At 65.9% G+C, this 15,748-nt stretch carries 15 protein-coding genes and 1 pseudogene; 8 read left to right on the top strand and 8 right to left on the bottom strand.

Annotation, left to right across the window (positions count from 1 at the left end; genetic code table 11):
- Positions 1 to 52 precede the first annotated feature (52 nt).
- From ASE02_RS15515 to ASE02_RS22425, 4 genes are all read left to right on the top strand, one after another.
- Positions 53 to 382 carry a multiubiquitin domain-containing protein gene (locus tag ASE02_RS15515; RefSeq protein ID WP_200957698.1) on the top strand — a complete coding sequence of 110 codons (330 nt, stop codon included), beginning with the start codon at positions 53 to 55 and terminating at the stop codon, positions 380 to 382.
- Complete coding sequence (locus ASE02_RS15510) at positions 357 to 1,547, top strand: ThiF family adenylyltransferase (RefSeq protein ID WP_056735445.1); 1,191 nt, start codon at positions 357 to 359, stop codon at positions 1,545 to 1,547. Before ASE02_RS15515 ends, ASE02_RS15510 begins: the two co-directional genes overlap by 26 nt.
- A complete protein-coding gene (locus ASE02_RS22695; protein ID WP_056735444.1) occupies positions 1,544 to 1,957 on the top strand; it encodes a DUF6527 family protein in 414 nt (137 codons plus the stop codon). The genes ASE02_RS15510 and ASE02_RS22695 overlap by 4 nt, the downstream gene beginning before the upstream one ends.
- Positions 1,958 to 2,260: 303 nt before the next feature.
- Positions 2,261 to 2,458 (top strand): hypothetical protein, encoded by a 198-nt coding sequence (locus ASE02_RS22425; RefSeq protein ID WP_156406084.1) that lies wholly within the window; start codon positions 2,261 to 2,263, stop codon positions 2,456 to 2,458.
- Positions 2,459 to 2,549: 91 nt separating this feature from the next.
- On the opposite strand, the gene ASE02_RS15495 is transcribed toward ASE02_RS22425, so the two are convergent.
- On the bottom strand, positions 2,550 to 3,131 hold the full coding sequence (locus ASE02_RS15495; protein ID WP_156406083.1) for a hypothetical protein: 582 nt from the start codon (positions 3,129 to 3,131) through the stop codon (positions 2,550 to 2,552).
- The gene (locus tag ASE02_RS15490) at positions 3,128 to 3,703 is read right to left on the bottom strand and encodes a restriction endonuclease (protein WP_056735441.1); all 576 of its coding nucleotides are present in this window, start codon (positions 3,701 to 3,703) and stop codon (positions 3,128 to 3,130) included. Before ASE02_RS15490 ends, ASE02_RS15495 begins: the two co-directional genes overlap by 4 nt.
- A 172-nt stretch (positions 3,704 to 3,875) precedes the next feature.
- Here ASE02_RS15490 and ASE02_RS22690 point away from each other — a divergent pair.
- Positions 3,876 to 4,229, top strand: a pseudogene (locus tag ASE02_RS22690) (tyrosine-type recombinase/integrase); the annotation flags it as partial.
- Positions 4,230 to 4,288: 59 nt separating this feature from the next.
- Here ASE02_RS22690 and ASE02_RS15480 read toward each other — a convergent pair.
- Positions 4,289 to 4,633 (bottom strand): hypothetical protein, encoded by a 345-nt coding sequence (locus tag ASE02_RS15480; protein WP_056735440.1) that lies wholly within the window; start codon positions 4,631 to 4,633, stop codon positions 4,289 to 4,291.
- A 314-nt stretch (positions 4,634 to 4,947) separates the two neighbouring features.
- On the opposite strand from ASE02_RS15480, the gene ASE02_RS15475 reads away from it, so the two are divergent.
- Positions 4,948 to 5,952, top strand: a complete 1,005-nt coding sequence (locus ASE02_RS15475) for a GTP pyrophosphokinase family protein (protein WP_162257187.1) — start codon at positions 4,948 to 4,950, stop codon at positions 5,950 to 5,952.
- A gap of 665 nt (positions 5,953 to 6,617) precedes the next feature.
- A complete protein-coding gene (locus ASE02_RS15470; RefSeq protein ID WP_082602130.1) occupies positions 6,618 to 7,763 on the top strand; it encodes a serine hydrolase in 1,146 nt (381 codons plus the stop codon).
- 6 nt (positions 7,764 to 7,769) lie between these two features.
- On the opposite strand, the gene ASE02_RS15465 is transcribed toward ASE02_RS15470, so the two are convergent.
- The 4 genes from ASE02_RS15465 to ASE02_RS15450 form a co-directional block, all read right to left on the bottom strand.
- Complete coding sequence (locus ASE02_RS15465) at positions 7,770 to 7,973, bottom strand: hypothetical protein (RefSeq protein WP_056735437.1); 204 nt, start codon at positions 7,971 to 7,973, stop codon at positions 7,770 to 7,772.
- A gap of 109 nt (positions 7,974 to 8,082) precedes the next feature.
- Positions 8,083 to 9,687: a HAMP domain-containing sensor histidine kinase gene (locus tag ASE02_RS15460; protein WP_056735436.1), complete on the bottom strand. Its 1,605-nt coding sequence runs from the start codon at positions 9,685 to 9,687 to the stop codon at positions 8,083 to 8,085.
- A complete protein-coding gene (locus ASE02_RS15455; RefSeq protein ID WP_056735435.1) occupies positions 9,684 to 10,388 on the bottom strand; it encodes a response regulator transcription factor in 705 nt (234 codons plus the stop codon). Before ASE02_RS15455 ends, ASE02_RS15460 begins: the two co-directional genes overlap by 4 nt.
- A 4-nt stretch (positions 10,389 to 10,392) precedes the next feature.
- Positions 10,393 to 11,910 carry a DUF4173 domain-containing protein gene (locus ASE02_RS15450; RefSeq protein ID WP_056735434.1) on the bottom strand — a complete coding sequence of 506 codons (1,518 nt, stop codon included), beginning with the start codon at positions 11,908 to 11,910 and terminating at the stop codon, positions 10,393 to 10,395.
- A 233-nt stretch (positions 11,911 to 12,143) separates the two neighbouring features.
- On the opposite strand from ASE02_RS15450, the gene ASE02_RS15445 reads away from it, so the two are divergent.
- On the top strand, positions 12,144 to 13,382 hold the full coding sequence (locus tag ASE02_RS15445) for an acetyl-CoA C-acetyltransferase (RefSeq protein ID WP_056735433.1): 1,239 nt from the start codon (positions 12,144 to 12,146) through the stop codon (positions 13,380 to 13,382).
- A 21-nt stretch (positions 13,383 to 13,403) separates the two neighbouring features.
- Here the strand turns inward: ASE02_RS15445 and ASE02_RS15440 are convergent, their stop codons facing one another.
- Positions 13,404 to 15,590: a penicillin acylase family protein gene (locus ASE02_RS15440; protein ID WP_056735432.1), complete on the bottom strand. Its 2,187-nt coding sequence runs from the start codon at positions 15,588 to 15,590 to the stop codon at positions 13,404 to 13,406.
- Positions 15,591 to 15,748: the final 158 nt, after the last annotated feature.

Here is a 15,748-nt window from a genome sequence, read left to right as displayed (position 1 = left end):
CCACTTCATGCCATCTGTCCGTTCAGGTTACCAAATGTGGAACCGAACGGGTGTGCCAGATGAACTGGCCCGCCACAGACTGGCGAGTGAAGCGAACATGGAAGACGTGGAGAAGATCGAAGGCGGGAAGGACAAGGACCCGAAGCCCCCGAAGACCTATGAGATCAAGGTCAACAGCCGTCCTAAGACGGTGACGGAGAAGAAGCAGTCGTACCGCGACATCGCGCGCCTCGCCTATCCCGATGCCGACTTCGAAAAGTTCCTGTACACGATCGTCTATCTGAAGGGCGAGGGTGGCAAGGAAGGCGACCTGGTCGAGGGCGAGACTGTCAACGTCAAGGACGGGATGGTCTTCAATGTCCGCCGCTCTGATAAGTCGTAGTCCGGACCTGCGCAGGCTGGACGAGGAGGGCTTCGAACTTGAGGTTCGGGGCGGATTCCTTCTCGTCCACAGCGTGCCTTACGTTACGCCGGCGAGCCGGCTGGCGCGGGGCATGCTGATCTGCCCCCTCACCTTGGATCCGACGGGACAGGTCACAGTCGCGCCCGCCGACCACACGATCTATTTCGCGGGAGAAACGCCGTCGAATCGGGACGGCACGCCACTGGTCGCGATAATCAACAACAGCAATCGACACGACTTCGGCGACGGCATCGTGGCCAACCACTATTTCTCGTCCAAGCCGGAAGAGACGGGTCGCTATCCGGACTTCTACGACAAGATCGTCGCCTACGCCGACCACCTCGGTCGGCCGGCGCGTTCGCACGATCCTTCAGCGAGCGCGCGTACGGGCCTCAAGGTCGCCTCCGGTGATGCGGGCCGCTTCCGCTTCCCGGACACCGCATCGGCCCGCTACGGTATCGGGGCGGTCAGCGGTCGGCTGGCTTTGGGCAAGGTTGCTATCATCGGGCTGGGCGGCACGGGGGCCTATGTCCTCGATCAGGTCGCCAAGACTCCAGTTTGCGAAATCCACCTATTCGACGACGATCAGCTGCTGAACCACAATCTGTTCCGCTCGCCTGGCGCCCCGGCGCCGGCCGAGATGAAGTCGTTCCCGCTGAAGGTCGATCACTATTTCGCTGTCTACGACCGGATGCATGTTGGCATCGTCCCCCATGCCGAACGGGTCACCAACGCCAACGTCGACGCGCTCGCCGGGTTCGATTTCGTCTTCGTCTGCGTCGACACGGGTGCATCTCGCCGGATGATCGCCGAAGGCCTTCATCGCCTCGGAATTCCGTTCATCGACACCGGCATCGGTGTCGGGCTGGAGGACGATCAACTGGACGGCTGCGCGCGCGTCACCTTCATTGCACCCGAGACTAGCTGGGGGGCCGTCGAGCGACAGCTGCCGTTCGGGGACGATGAAGACGAAGATGAGATCTATAAATCCGCCATCCAGATCGCAGACTTAAACGCCGTGAACGCGGTTCTGGCCGTGATGCGGTGGAAGCGCTGGGCCGGATTCTATCGGGACGAACGGAGTGAGACCAACACCGTCTATTCGATCGAGGGCAACCATCTCTCCAACAGGACCGACATATGACCCGCGTCGAGCGTCTTGAAGCTAGGATCGTCTCGGCCGCGCCCGATCAGCTGGAGGACGGGGTCCTCTATGTCTCGCCGGAAGATCGGGTCGCGCTCCACGCCTGCTGCTGTGGTTGTGGCGAAGAGGTCGTCACCCCGCTTGGCGACACGGAATACAGTATTGACCTGAGCGAGAAGGGCGTGTCGATCTGGCCATCCATCGGCAACCACGATTACCAATGCGGCTCCCACTACATCATCGAGGGCGGCCGAGTCATCTGGGCCGGTGCCATGTCCCGCCGCGCGATCGAGGCGGGGCGGGCGCGGGACCGCTGGCTCAAGCGAAGCCGCCCTCGCACGCTCGTCGACGTAATCCTCAGTTGGATTCGCGGATCGGCCCGGTTCATCGGCCGAATTAGCGGGCGGTAAGATCGGTGGACCCCATTATCGGGTGTGCAGGATCGTCGCGGCCTACTGGGTGGCGGGGTTAAGGGTTGTTCAGGGCTCTTCTCTCACCCGCGATCCGGACGCCGCACTCAGGCCGCTGGGGCCTGACCCAGGGAGGCGGGAACAATGAAGGCGGAACAGCGAGCGGCGATTGCGACGATTGCAGCGTCAATCGTGCATGGGAAAGACCACAGTGGGGCCCACGACTACACTAGAGGACAGCACACAGCGGTCAGCGTGAGGCTGAACGGGTCTCGAATCACTGCCCACGATTATGGAAGAGGCGTGGCCATCCAGGGGACAACGACCAGCCTTCACGATTTCGGCGAAGGCGGCGCGATCACCATGCGGGCACCGAGCGGATCCAAAATCACCGGTCACGACTTCGGGTCGGGCTCAGCTTTCACCGCAACCGTTAAAGGAAACCGGGTGACGCTCTACGATTACGGTGACGGGCAGTATCACGAGTTCCAGGTTCGATAGGTCTGCTTTCCAGCTTGGACCCAGGGCCAGCTATTGGCGCATTTCAGCTGCGCGCTATTCGGACCGCACGGTCGTTGCACTGACCGGATCCTTAGTCCTCCGGCTCCTTGCGTCGGGCCGGCCGAGGGCGCTCAGGGGTCAGAGGATCGGCCAGGAATGCCAGCACCTCCTTCAGTAGCGGGCGATCAAAGCCCTTCTTCGCAGCTTTGGCGTCCATCGGCCGGCCAGGTGCAATCCTTGTTTCCGAGTAATCTCCGGGGATCGATAGGAAGGATTTCACCACCGACATAGGATCGGTCTTGAAGCGGCGAATTTGGCCCTCCGTGAGATCGACCCGAAAAATTTGGCTGAAGGTTTCTGCATTGGGAAAGAGTTCAGCCTCAAGTGTTGGCACCGCGAGGAACAGGCGCAAGTCTTGGCGGCTGGGCACCGAAGGTCGAAGATCGTTAAAGGCCTGCCGCTGCTCTCGGACCATGGCCTCGTCCGTCGTGTCGGCGTCGACTAAGACGCCCACAGGCGCCCCTCGGGAGAGGACAATCGATTTCGCAAGCGATAACGCCGGCGACTTCCCGCCGCCGTCAGCGACCACAACGTCAGTGAGCTTAGCGGCCGCGATTAGCGTCCGCATAACTGCTGCATCTAAGCGGCCTTCGACAACCAGATAGGTTTTCATGGCAAGGCATCCGTCCGGGTGTCGTAGTCGGGACTTCCAGTGCGCAGAAGCCAGTAGTGCTTCTTCTTCAAAGCAGCCTTGAAATCTCGCGTGTTCGTCAGCAAGTGCCCAATCTCCGGCTGCTGCCAAAGTAAGATGGCCTGGGGTGACATGTATTGGGCCAGCGTCTTGGCGGGGTCCGTGAACCCCTTCGAGGAAAAAGCGCAGCCCACTACCCCAGAGGGGCGCCGCAACAACTGGTTGCGCAGTTTGGCTAGGGGCTCGACATTTAGGTTTGCATCGTAGTCTTTTGCCTCGATGAGAGCGGCGAGACCGTCGCGCTGCACCATCCCGTCGATTTGCTCAACGATTTGGTCTGCGAGCTTCACGTCATAAGGCCAAGTCACATCGACGTCGCTCAACTCGAAGGCGCGGAGAATCAAGTGCTCAAACGCCTTGCCCGCCGCCCAGCCCTTGGTGTTGCGCTCCTGGATCTTAGTCCAAAGGGCTTCGAGGCCGTCCCAATTGAGGCGCCGGACCTTTTTCACGTAGTCGACCGGCGTCTTCGTTTTGGGCTTTGGCCGTTGCGCCATCTGCTGTTTCCAAGCGGCGGGCCCCGGATTCGCTCGCGAGCGAAGATCAATAAGGCCGCGGTTGGCCCCTTTCAATCCAGATGGGCTCCGAATTGCGGAGAGATCTATCGGCTTGGAACGCTGCGCCGCTCGTTTCTTGGCCAGTCGCAATCGGCGCGAGGGTCGGAGCCGGCTTCCCTTTGAGATCACGGAATCGACCCGAGGCGCTCTGGAGGAATGGCTCACCGCCCGCGGCTTCCGAGATGATGATTGGTTGTTCCCGAGCCGTAACCGCCCAGGCTGCCACATCACCACGCGTCAATATGCTCGCTTGGTCGATAGCTGGGTGCGGCTGATCGATCTCGAGGTCGCCGCCTATGGCACCCACAGTCTTCGTCGAACCAAGGTGGCGCTGCTATACAAGAAGACCGGAAACCTCAGGGCCTGCCAGTTGCTTCTTGGCCACCGTAAGCTCGAGAGCACGGTCAGATACCTGGGCATCGAGGTGGACGACGCCCTCTCAATCTCTGAGCAGGTCGAACTCTGAGCGACTTGGCGGGTCCGCTAAGCGGACCTGCCAATTGTCAGCGGAGGGTGGGAAGCAGTTTATCGGTTCGCGGCAAAAAGCCGACGTTGGGCTTCGTTGATGCCCCAAGGATCCGCGTCCAAGACGTCTACTTCTCGCTTCGATGTCGGGAGACATTTACGCCTTTCGGACCAGCCGTAATAGATAGTCCCGTGAATGCCGAGCGCGTCACGTTTGAGGATCGGCCGTTCCCAAATCGGTTCGATGATCGCCCTGGCCTTCGCTTCGCCAAGTCGTTCGAAGAAATCCTCAGCAATTTCCATGTCACTACTATCGGGAAAGATGGCTTCGAACTCCGCGTCCGTAGCTTGGAAAATGCTGAATGTCGCGTTGTCGGCGGAATCTATGATTTGGATATTCTTCACTTTGCAGACTTCCGAGCGAAATTGAACAACCTCATAGCATAGCTGCGTAGGGCGGACGTTCTAAATGTCCGACAAGGGTCGGATTCGGTCGAACGCGATGTACCCGGAAACAAACCTTCTGATGAGTCTGCTTCCTGCTCTGCACCCGAGGTCGGGTAATGGCGCGTAGAGGAATGGCCCGCCTCGACGGGAGCGGGCGAAATCGTTCGGCACAGCGACGGCCCGAGCGACAACGCTCGACAATGCCGCCAGATAAGGTGCAGCTTGGTGTTGTGCGCTGGCTGTTGCGCGTAGCGTTCCCTGGAGCAAATTTGGTGGCTGCAGAAGCCGACTGGGTGGCCTACCGCAAACGATACGGCGAACTAAAGCCGCTCTATCGCCGGTTGGCGAGCGAGGTGGTCGAGATGATGCGCTCGCGGCTGAAGGCTGCTGGCATTGACCTTGTCACCGTCTCCAGCCGGGTGAAGAACACCGACAGCGTTATGGAGAAGATCACCCGCAAGCAGTACCAGGATCCCTTCCTGCAGATGACTGACCTGGCCGGTGTCCGCGTGGTTTGCCCGTATGAGGCCGACCTAGTTCGCATCGGCGAAATCGTCGAGGGTGCCTTTGAGGTACGTGAGCGCATAGACAAGGCTGCCGCCCTGGGCACTGACCGGATGGGCTATCAAGGGCGCGCCTTCGTCGTGGAACTCGGCGCAGCCTATGCCGGTGGGCGGTACGAAGGCATCACGGCGCTTCCCTGCGAAATCCAGGTCCGCACCATCCTCCAGGACGCCTGGGCGGTCATCGACCACCAGCTTGTCTACAAGAGCAAGGATGCAACGCCCACACGAGTACGGCGCGACCTGAACAATGTGGGCTCCCTCCTTGAGATTGCCCAGGGGATCTTTGACTCGATCCGCGAGAAGCGTTCCGACTACATCCGTGAGATTGCACAGGTGGAGGACGAGAGCCGGCGGCGGGGGGACCCGACGCGTTTTCTGTCTCAGCCGGTCGACCTTGATACTGTCTTGGCCTACGCGCGCTGGAAGTTTCCCGAGCTGCCCGCCTCCGAGAAGCTGACGCAGTCACTCCTGCGGGATCTCGACGTGCGGGCCTACCCGACGTTGGAGCACCTCAACGCGGCTGTAGACCGAGCCGCGCCCGCGGTGGCGGTCTACCGGAGCGAAATGCCGGGCTGGTTCAAATCAAGCACGGACTTCCTCACCAAGTCACTGGGCTTCGTCGACCAGGACTTTCGGCGACGCCATGGCTTTGCCCAACCAACGCGGGACGCCTTCCAGCGCTTCGGTCACCTCGTGGTGCCGCTGACCTGAGGCCAGCATCTGGGCCGCGGCGGGGAGTATGAAGGCCACGGTATCCAATTGGCCTGCGGCTGATGTGGACTTGGCTTGGGCGGTGACCCGAAGGTCCGCTCTCCGGCTAGATGCTAAGGTCCGTTGCTGGCGCCAACCGGACGCAGTAGGCAGAGATACGCTCGGCTATCGCAGATCAGAGCGCTGTGGCGAACGTGTAGTTCTCGGCGCCTTCCGAGCCGGCGCGCCACTTACTTTCCCCAAGAACTTCGAATACTTGGCGGGGTCGGGATTTCCCGCCCCGGTGAGCTGGCTGGCTCGATTTACATGTGGGTCGACCTGCTTGGCTATGCCTGCCTGTTGGCGACAACCCACCAGATGCGGAAGGCGCTCGACCTGCGGGCCGAGACGCCCGGCGCCGGCGCGCTGCTGTCGGGACGTTGCTGAGCGACGCCGGCGAGCAGGGCATAGCCTTACCGAAGTTTCACTAGCGATTTTTGGCCTGGGCCCTACGTTCTCTTCAACGAGACAAGTCGAGAGCCCGCCACCCAGAGATACTTTTAGATCAACCGACCCTATGTGGCGGTAAATTCTCTTCGTGTCTCCGCCATCGCTTGGCCTCTGCTTCATAAAATTCAATATTCGCGACCGCGTCGGCGCTTGCGTTCTGCACGACTGGAATTTCTATGATCCGTCCGAACTTCCGCATGGCTGCATGCCTGGCTGTCGTCTGCCTGGCAGCGGCGTCTCCGGCGCTCGCGGCGCAGCCCGCCGCGCGCCCCGACAGGAGCGCCGCCCTGGATACGATGATCGACAAGGCGATGGCGGAGAACCCATGCATTCCGGCGATGGCGGTCCTGGTCATTCGCGACGGCAAGGTGGCCGAACAGGCCGTTCGCGGCGTTCGCGCCAGCGACGCCCCCGACAAGGCGCAGGCGAACGACATCTGGCACATCGGCTCGGACGCCAAGGCCATGACGGCGACGATGATCGCGCGCCTGGTCGATCGCGGCGTGCTGTCCTGGTCAGCGCCTCTGAAGACCATGCTGCCCGGCGTGTCGATGCGCCCTGAGTATGAGAGCGTCACCCTGGCCGACCTGTTGTCGCACCGCGCGGGCCTGCGTGACCTGGACGATACGGCCGACGCGGCCATGATCGAGGCGGCCTTTGTCGACACGCGGCCGCTGCCGCAGCAGCGCCTGGCCTTTGCGGGCGTCGTGCTGAACGAGGCCCCCATCGGCCCGGCGCGCGGAGAGTCGGCCTATTCTAACAGCGACTATCTGCTGGCCGCCGCCGTGGCCGAGCAGGCCACGGGCAAGTCGTTCGAGCAACTGATGCAGGACGAGGTCTTCCACCCGCTGGGCATGAGCGTCGTCTACGCCCCGTCGGAACGGGGGCAGGTCCTGGGGCATCGCGAGGGCAAGCCGCTGACCGGGATTCGCGCCGACAATCCGCCGCTGTTCGCGCCGGCCGGCGCGGTCAAGCTGAGCATGGGCGACTGGGCCCGCTTCGCCATCGATCAGATGGCGGGTGAGAAGGGGCGTGGGGCGCTGCTGCCCGCCGCCGCCTATTCCACCCTGCACACGCCACAGGGCGACACCGCGTCGGCCTTGGGCTGGGGCGTGCGCAACACCTGGCCCGCCAAGGCGCCGATCCGCCTCCTGATGCACGCCGGATCCAACGGCTACTGGGACGCCCTGATCGCGCTGGCTCCAGATAGCGAAGGCGGCGTGTTGATCGTCGCCAATGGGGGCGGCGACGAGGTCGAGGGCGTGCAGACCGGGATCCTCATGACCTTGATGGCCGACGTGGCTGCGTCGGCGGCCCGCTAGTCCCGGTCAGAACCGCCGTCGGTGGATGCGCGCCAGGGCGGCCACCGCGGCGGCGGCGAAGTCGCCGCAGCGCTGGGCGCTTTCGGGATCGCCGGCCTCACCCCCGGCGGTGATCGCGCCGTCTTCGCTGAGCGTCCAGCTCCAGCGTTCGGGCCCCTTCTGGACGACGATCTCGTAGGCGGTCTCGACGCGGCGCTCGGTGGTTTGCATGGTTCTCACCCTGTTGGATGGGGCCATCCTGGCGCCGCCGCGTCCACGGCGGTTGACGGCGCCGTGGAGGGCTCTTGCAGACGCCAAGGAGCTTTGGTGCAGACGCGCCCTACGACCGGTCGCGGCCAAGATCGGCGCGCGGCAGGGTGACCACGAACCGCGCCCCGACCGGGGCGTCGAGCAGCTCGATGGTGGCGTTGTCGGCGGCCAGCAACGAGCGGGCGATGGAGAGGCCAAGGCCGGTCCCGCCCTGGGCGCGCTGGGTGGTGAAGAACGGCTCGAACAGCCGGGCGCGGTCGGGCGCCGGGACGCCGGGGCCGTCGTCGACGACCTCCACGACCACGGCGGCCGGCATGGCGCTGGCGCTGATCGTCGCGCGCCCCGCTCCGGCCTGGCGGCTGTTCTGCAGCAAAACGCTCAGCACGGTGTCCAGGCTGGCGGCCGGGACGCCGACGGCCGGCAGGACCGGCGGGCTTTCGACCTCGACCTGGAAGCGGTCGTTCTGGGCGGCGTCGGCCGCTCGGCGGATCGGGCCTGCGACGTCGACATTGAGGTCCGCGCCGGGCCTGGCCATGTCGGCGCGCGCCAGGTCGAGCAGCCGGGTGACCAGCTGCGATAGCCGGCTGTTGTCGGCGGCGATGTTCTCCAGGAACCGCCGACGTTCTTCGGGCTGCATGGTCTCGCCATGGTCCTGCAACAGCTCCACCGCGCCGCCGATGCCGGCCAGCGGGGTCTTGAACTCGTGGCTGACGGCGGCGGCGAAGTCGCGGAGGTAGCCGGAGCGTCGGTCGATGGCCTGGGCCATGACCCGGAAATCCTCATAGAGGGTCTGGATCTCGATGGCGGCGGTGGACGGGGTTTCCGGGACCAGGCCCTTGCCGGCCGCGACGTCGCGCGAGGCTGCGCTCAGCGCCTCGATCGGCCGGGTGACGCCGCGCGACACCAGGCCCGACAGCAGGATCAGCAGGCCGAAGATCCCCGCCGCGCCCAGGGCGATCTTGCCGCGATCCTCATAGATCCCGCGGAACAGGGCGCGCGGCGAACGCGACAACAGGATCACGCCCATCACCTGGTCGCCGACCTGGACCGGGCGGGCGTGGTGCAAGCGGATCCCCGATGCGCGGCTCAGCCATTCAAGGGAATAGGTCGGGTGATAGTCGCCGTTGCGGCGCAACACGCTTTGCGGCCGCCCGCCCAGCGCCGAGCGAACCTCGGGCAGGTCGGCCAGCGATCCGCCGCGCCCCTCGCCGATCACCACTTGGCCGCGACGGTCGAGGAACACCGCCGAGGCCAAGGTGGTCTGGGTGGTCCGATCGAACACCGGGCCCAAGGCGCGGCCCATGACCACGGCGGCGTTGTCGAGCGGCGCAGCGCCGGGACCGGGCGGCGGCCGTTCGGGAAGGATGGGCGAGCCGCGCAGGTCGATGCTGGTCGGCTCGGGGCGGTAGTAGTCCGGCGCTTGGTGATCGCTCGGCCCGGGCCCCGCCGCTCCGCCGCCGCCCGGCCATTGCACCGCGGCGAGCGCGGCGAGAGCCGCGCCCTGGGCCACCAGTTCGGCCTCGGTCTGGCGGACCAGGGTGTTCTCGTAGACCCGCAGGAAGATCGCGCTGATCCCCGGCATGGCGGCGGCGAACAGCAGGATCGCCAGCAGGATCGTGCGCAGCCGCAGGCGCGGCCAGTGACGCTTGGCCAGGTCCTTGAGGGCGCCGATCACGCCGGCGCGCCGAGACAGGCTCCGAGCCGGTAGCCGACCCCGGCGCGGGTCTCGATGATGTCGTGCGCGCCCAGCGCCGTGAACTTGGTGCGCAGGTTGCGGACGTGGCTATCGATGGTCCGGTCGGTGATGGCGAAGCCGGGGCCGCGCAGCCGGTCGATGATCTCGTCACGGCTGAACACCTTGGCCGGGGTCGCGGCCAGGGCCCGCAGGATGCCGAATTCGGTGACGGTCAGGGGCAGCGGCTGGCCGTCCCACGCCGCGATCCAGGCCTCAGGATCGAGGCTGAGGCGGCCATGCAGCACCAGGCCCTGCGGCGGCGCGGGCGGCGCCCCGGCCCGCGCCCGTCGCAGGATCGCGCTCACCCGGGCGACCACCTCGCGGGGGCTGAAGGGCTTGACCACGTAGTCGTCGGCGCCGAGTTCGATGCCCAGCACCCGGTCAATCTCCTCGTCGCGGGACGAGAGGAACAGGATCGGCAGGTCGCTCTTGGCGCGCATTCGGCGGCAGACCTCCAGGCCGTTCAGCCGTGGCATGTTGATGTCCAGCACCACCAGGTCCGGGGGCGAGGTCTCGATCCGCGCCAGGGCCGCCTCGCCGTCGGCGGCCTCGCAGGTCTCCATCCCGGCTTTTTCCAGGGCGAAGGCCAGCAACTGGCGGATATGCGGGTCGTCGTCGACGATCAGGATGTTTGGCGCCATGGGCTCATGTTCCGTCTTGTGGGGGCGCGGTCAACGGCTGGGGTTTGCTGCGCCAGTCGCAGCTGCGCTGATCGGGGGGCGGAAGCGGCGTTGGAAGCTGGCCAAGGCGGCTGGCGGCGGTGTCCAGCCGGCGCTGTCCGCGCCAGGTCCAGCTGCGCCATTGCGACTGTCGATCGGCAAGCTCAGTCATGTTCTCGGACCTGATCCAGGCGACCTGACGGCGCATGTCGGCCGGCAGGGGGCGTTGTTCCAGGTCGACAAGCGGCACGAGGGCGGCGTCGTTCAGCCCTGCGAGGTAGCAGAGGTCCAGTTCTGCGCCGCCGCCGCCGACCTCCCGCGCATGGCGGACGTTCCAGGCGGCCGAGATCGCGCCGACATCGACGATGCTGGCGAGCGTCAGGGTCAGGCCGAGCGCCAGCGCATTGGCGTTGATCAGCCAGCTCGGGCTCTTGCCGGCCAGCAGCCGCACGCAGATCAGCACCAGGCCCACGGCCACCAGCGCCATCCAGGTCAGGGCTGAAATCCGGAGGCCCGTCAGGCCGTAGGCCTCGACATAGTCCAGGGTCCGCAGAACGCTGGAGGCGACCAGCAGGATGTTCTGGGCCACCCAGGCGATCACCAGCCAGCGGATCAGCGGCCGCTCGGCGCTCGGGGTGCCCGGGTGCAGGAAGGCCAGGACGAAGGCCCCGGCCAGTAGGGCGGTGAAGATCAGCATGTAGGCGCCGCGATGGGCGTACTGCGCGAAGCTGACGCCATCGGGCAGCGCCGCGCCGCTCCACAGGAAGGCCATGTCGAGACCGTTCTGCAGGGCGAACAGGCCGTTGAACACCACCAGCGACAGGACCAGCGAAGTCGCCGAGGTCGTCAGGCCCGGGCGGATCGCCAAGGGCAGCGGCCGCCGCAGGGCGCGCGGGCGCATCGCGGCCCAGACGGCGATCGTGACCAGCAGCCAGAACAGGCCGCGCGCGATGGAAAGCTCGGGCAGTCGGAACGCCGCGAAGCCCGCCTCCAGCACAGGGTTGGCGGCGACGAAGAGGCTGAGGAACAGCGCGCCGCCGATCAGGGGAAGGGCGATCAGGGAGATGGTGCGCCGCAGCCGTCCGGGCGCCGCGCCGCGTCCCAGGACGCGCTTGGCGTCGAGGAACGGAGCCGGGACGCCGGCCAGGCCTGCGAAGACCAGGCGTTGGAACCAGCGCCAGACGTCGTCGTGCGTCCCGGCTCGCGCCGACAGGACCGCCACCGCCAGCGCGGTCCAGAACAGCAGCCAGGCCAGCAGGCCAGGATCCTCGATCATCAGCAGGGCGAAGCCCCCGGCGATGGCTAGCGCCCAGGCTCCTCGGCGGTCGCGGCGCAGCGCGGGATGGACCAGCGCCGCGCCCAGGGCCAGGGCGGTGGTGAAGAGCCCCAGGCTGGCGCCCGGCGTATGGTCGTAGAGCAGGAGGTCGGCGAGGGCGACGAGCGCCGCGGCCAGGCCGACCTTGGTCCAGAGCGCCAAGCGCCAGCGGCCAAGCTTGAATTGCATGTGAGGCTCCCGAAGGTGAGGGCCGGTGATGCAGGGGCCGGGTCGAGCGGTGCGGGACGTCCCGTCGAGGGGCCAAGGCGATATCGTGCAGAAGCTGTGCAGGAGCAGGTTTGCAACCGATGACCTTTTGCGCTGGACTGCCGCTACGGCGGGTAGCTGAGTGTTGCGCCTGAAGGTTCGGCGAGGCGCTGCCCGCTCGAGCCGCGGATCATTGAATAATCAAGGAAAAATTCATGCCCGAAGCTCTCATCATCGACGCCTGCCGCACCCCGCGCGGCATCGGCAAGGTCGGCAAAGGCGCGCTCGCCGATTTCCATCCCCAGCACCTGGCCGCCGCCGTGCTGAAGGCCTTGGCCGAGCGTAACAACCTCGACACCGCCCACGTGGACGACATCATCTGGGGCACCTCCAGCCAGCGCGGCAAGCAGGGCGGCGACCTTGGCCGTATGGCGGCGCTGGACGCCGGCTATGACACCAAGGCCAGCGGCATGACGCTGGACCGCTTCTGCGGCTCGGGCATCACCACGGTGAACCTGGCCGCGGCCCAAATCATGTCGGGCATGGAAGATCTGGTGATCGCTGGCGGCACCGAGATGATGTCCTACACCTCCTCGACGGGCGACCCTTCGGTCCCGCCGATGATGGATAGCGGCAACCTGCGCCTGCGCGCGCGTCACCCGCAGACCCAGCAAGGCGTCTGCGCCGACGCCATCGCCACCCTGGAAGGCATCGACCGCCGCGCCCTGGACGAACTGGCCCTGCTGAGCCAGCAGCGCGCCGACCTCGCGATCAAGGGCGGCCACTTCGACAAGTCGCTGATCCCGGTCTATCGCGAGGACGGCAGCCTGGCCCTCGACCGTGAAGAATTCCCGCGTCCGCAGACCACCATGGAAGGCCTCTCGGGCCTGAAGCCGGCGTTCGAGATGCTGGCCAATGTGGCGGTCGACGATAAGGGCACGACCTATGGCGACCTGATCCGCCAGGTCTATCCGGACCTGAAGATCACCCACATGCACCATGCGGGTAACTCCTCGGGCGTGGTCGACGGCGCCGCCGCCATCCTGCTGGCCTCGCCGGCCTACGCCGCTAAGCACGGTCTCAAGGCCCGCGGCCGCGTCGTGGCCATGGCCAATATGGGCGACAGCCCCACCTTGATGCTGAACGCGCCGGTCCCGGCCGCTCAGAAGGTCTTGGCCAAGGCCGGCCTCACCGTGGACGACATCGACCTGTGGGAGATCAACGAGGCCTTCGCGGTGGTGGCCGAGAAGTTCATCCGCGACCTCAAGCTCGACCGCGCCAAGGTCAATGTGAACGGCGGCGCCATGGCGCTGGGTCACCCGATCGGCGCCACCGGCTCGATCCTGATCGGCACCATCCTGGACGAACTGGAACGCCGCGACCTGAAGCGCGGCCTGGTCACCATGTGCGCCGCCGGCGGCATGGCCCCGGCGATCATCGTCGAGCGGATCTAGCGACGCCCAAAAGCCCCGGCCTCACTGGCCGGGGCGATAGGTCCGCTTCGTGTGGCGGGCCACGTCCTCGGGATAGAAGAACACTTCGCGCAGCTTGCCTTGCGAATAGAGCAGTGCCTGGTCGGCGAAGTGCGGCGAAGCCGGATCGCCGCTCTCGCCCCCGGCCGAGACAGCCACCGCCTTGATCCTCGGACCGAACTCGACGGCCGCGACGAAGCTGTTGCCGCTGGTCCCGTAGTAGCGCTTCGTGCCCTCGTAGCGCTTGGCGCCGAACGAGGCGAGCGAGCCCCACTGGGCCGAGGTGAAGGCCACCGGCAGGCTCGGCTTGGCGTCGTCGAACTTCTGCACGATGTCGCCGTTGTTCCGCTGGTAGCGGTTGATCTGGCCCCACGGCGTGCGCCAGTCGCCGAAGTCGGCGGCCAGGCGATCGGCGGCCTCAGTGAGCGCGGTCAGCTTCTGGTCGGGGGGCGAGGTCGCGGTCATGTAGTCATAGACCGAGACGCTGGCGCGCTTGGCCTTCGGCCCGGCGTCGGCCCAGAGCGCCTCGCCCCAGAACACCGCCAGCGAGGTCGGGACCGAGGTCTCCGACCACTTGTAGTCCCAGCCCCGCAGCGCCTCGATGGGGCCGGCCAACTTAGCCCGGCGCGGGTCGGCGGCGGGCAGGGCGTCGTAGGCGCTGGTCAAGGTCGGCAGCAGCCTGGCGAAGGCCGGCAGGTAGGGATCATAGGCGGCGCTCACCAGGCCAGGCAGAGTGAAGTCTTTGCGGTCCTTCAGCACCAGGGTGGCGTGGGTCCCGCGCGGATTGGGGCCGGCTGAGTCCATGTAGCGCGGATAGTCCTGGCGCTTGGGGCTGTACTCGCCCGCCGCCGAATAGGGCCAGTCATTGGTGTTGAAGATCCAGCCGTTGGTGGGGGTCAACAGGTGCGGCGCTTCGTTCAGCGCATGCAGCCCTTGCCAGTCGGTCGCCGGGTTGGAGCCGTCCACCGGCTTGGTGTAGTCGAACTGGTCGTCGCGCCGCGGAATGAACTGCGGGTGCATGTAGGCGATCTGGCCCTTGGTGTCGGCGAAGATGGTGTTGTTCGAGGAGTTGGCGCGCAGCTCGGCGACCTTCAGGAACGAGGCGTAGTCCTTGGTCTTGGTGCGCAGGAACGACTGGCTGAGCGCCTCGACCGGCTTTTGCATCAGCGCCACAGCGATCCACTTGCCATCGGCCTTGCGGACAATCGGGCCGTGGTGGGTGCGGTAGACGGTGAAGCTCTTGCTGGTCATCTCGCCGCTCTTGGCGCGATAGGGCACGGCGATGGTCGAGACGGCGACCGGGCGCTCCTCAGCCCCGTAGCGGTAGAAGAGCTTGCCGTTCTTTTCGACGATGGTTTCGGCGAACTCGTCGACCACGTCGACGCCGCTGGAAGTGTGCATCCAGCCGGCGTGCTCGTTGAAGCCCTGGTAGATGAAGAACTGGCCCCAGGTGACCGCGCCATAGGCGTTCAGCCCCTCGTCGCTGGTCGCCTGCAGTTCGGAGCGGAAGAAGAACGAGGTGTGCGGGTTGATCAGCAGCAGCGCGTGGCCGTCCTTGGTGTTGGACGGCGCGATGGCGAAGCCGTTGGAGCCGGTCGGCTCCTTGAACCGGACGTCGGCGTCGGGGTCGAGCATCGCGGTCTGCGTCGCGCCATAAAAGGCTTCCAGTTCGGGGAGCGACACCCGCTCGATGTCGCCGCCGATGCTGCCCTCGCTGAAGCTGAGCGCCATCCACGGTTCGAACTTGGTGATGACCCGCGGTTTCACCTGCGGGTGGCTGGCCAGATAGAAGTTCAGGCCGTCGGCCCAGGCGTTCATCAGGGTCTTCAGCCAGGCCGGGCTGGCGGCGTACTTGGCCTTCAGGTCCACCGGATCGATGAACAGCTTCATCCGCAGATCGCGGTAGATCGCCGTCTCGCCCTCGGCTTCGGCCAGGCGTCCCAGCGCATTGATGTAGTTGGTCTCGACGCGGTTGAAGTCGTCCTCGGCCTGGGCGTAGGCCATGCCGAACACCGCGTCGGCGTCGGTCTTGCCGTGGATGTGGGCGACGCCCCAGGTGTCGCGGGCGATGCTGACCTTGGCGGCCTGCTGTTTCAGGCGGCCGATCTCGTTAGCCATGGCCGGCGAGGCGGCGAGGGCTCCGCCGATGAGCAGGGTCAGGGCCAGATTCCGCACGTCGATCTCCGTCATATTGGGGCCGCGCCTGGGCGCGCGCCGTCTGCCCGGCCTCTATAGCCAAGCGGCGCGACTTTGACCGCCCGCCTTTTCTTTGCGTCTTCGGCAACCCCGTCCCATGATGGCCCCGTGCTCGTGTGGCGCAGGGACTGCAGGATTGATCGTGAAGCGAA

This window comes from Phenylobacterium sp. Root700 (genome assembly GCF_001429025.1).
Classification (GTDB): domain Bacteria; phylum Pseudomonadota; class Alphaproteobacteria; order Caulobacterales; family Caulobacteraceae; genus Phenylobacterium.
The sequence above is the reverse complement of the archived record's forward strand: the minus strand, read 5'-3'. Positions and strand labels throughout refer to the sequence as shown.

Bases quoted from the DNA above. Each gene is read 5' to 3' on its own strand.
- ASE02_RS22695 (WP_056735444.1), top strand. From the start codon at position 1,544: ATGACCCGCGTCGAGCGTCTTGAAGCTAGGATCGTCTCGGCCGCGCCC.
- ASE02_RS15450 (WP_056735434.1), bottom strand. From the start codon at position 11,910: ATGCAATTCAAGCTTGGCCGCTGGCGCTTGGCGCTCTGGACCAAGGTC.
- ASE02_RS15440 (WP_056735432.1), bottom strand. From the start codon at position 15,590: ATGACGGAGATCGACGTGCGGAATCTGGCCCTGACCCTGCTCATCGGC.
- ASE02_RS15490 (WP_056735441.1), bottom strand. From the start codon at position 3,703: ATGGCGCAACGGCCAAAGCCCAAAACGAAGACGCCGGTCGACTACGTG.
- ASE02_RS15510 (WP_056735445.1), top strand. From the start codon at position 357: ATGTCCGCCGCTCTGATAAGTCGTAGTCCGGACCTGCGCAGGCTGGAC.
- ASE02_RS15470 (WP_082602130.1), top strand. From the start codon at position 6,618: ATGATCCGTCCGAACTTCCGCATGGCTGCATGCCTGGCTGTCGTCTGC.
- ASE02_RS15445 (WP_056735433.1), top strand. From the start codon at position 12,144: ATGCCCGAAGCTCTCATCATCGACGCCTGCCGCACCCCGCGCGGCATC.
- ASE02_RS15465 (WP_056735437.1), bottom strand. From the start codon at position 7,973: ATGCAAACCACCGAGCGCCGCGTCGAGACCGCCTACGAGATCGTCGTC.
- ASE02_RS15495 (WP_156406083.1), bottom strand. From the start codon at position 3,131: ATGAAAACCTATCTGGTTGTCGAAGGCCGCTTAGATGCAGCAGTTATG.
- ASE02_RS15455 (WP_056735435.1), bottom strand. From the start codon at position 10,388: ATGGCGCCAAACATCCTGATCGTCGACGACGACCCGCATATCCGCCAG.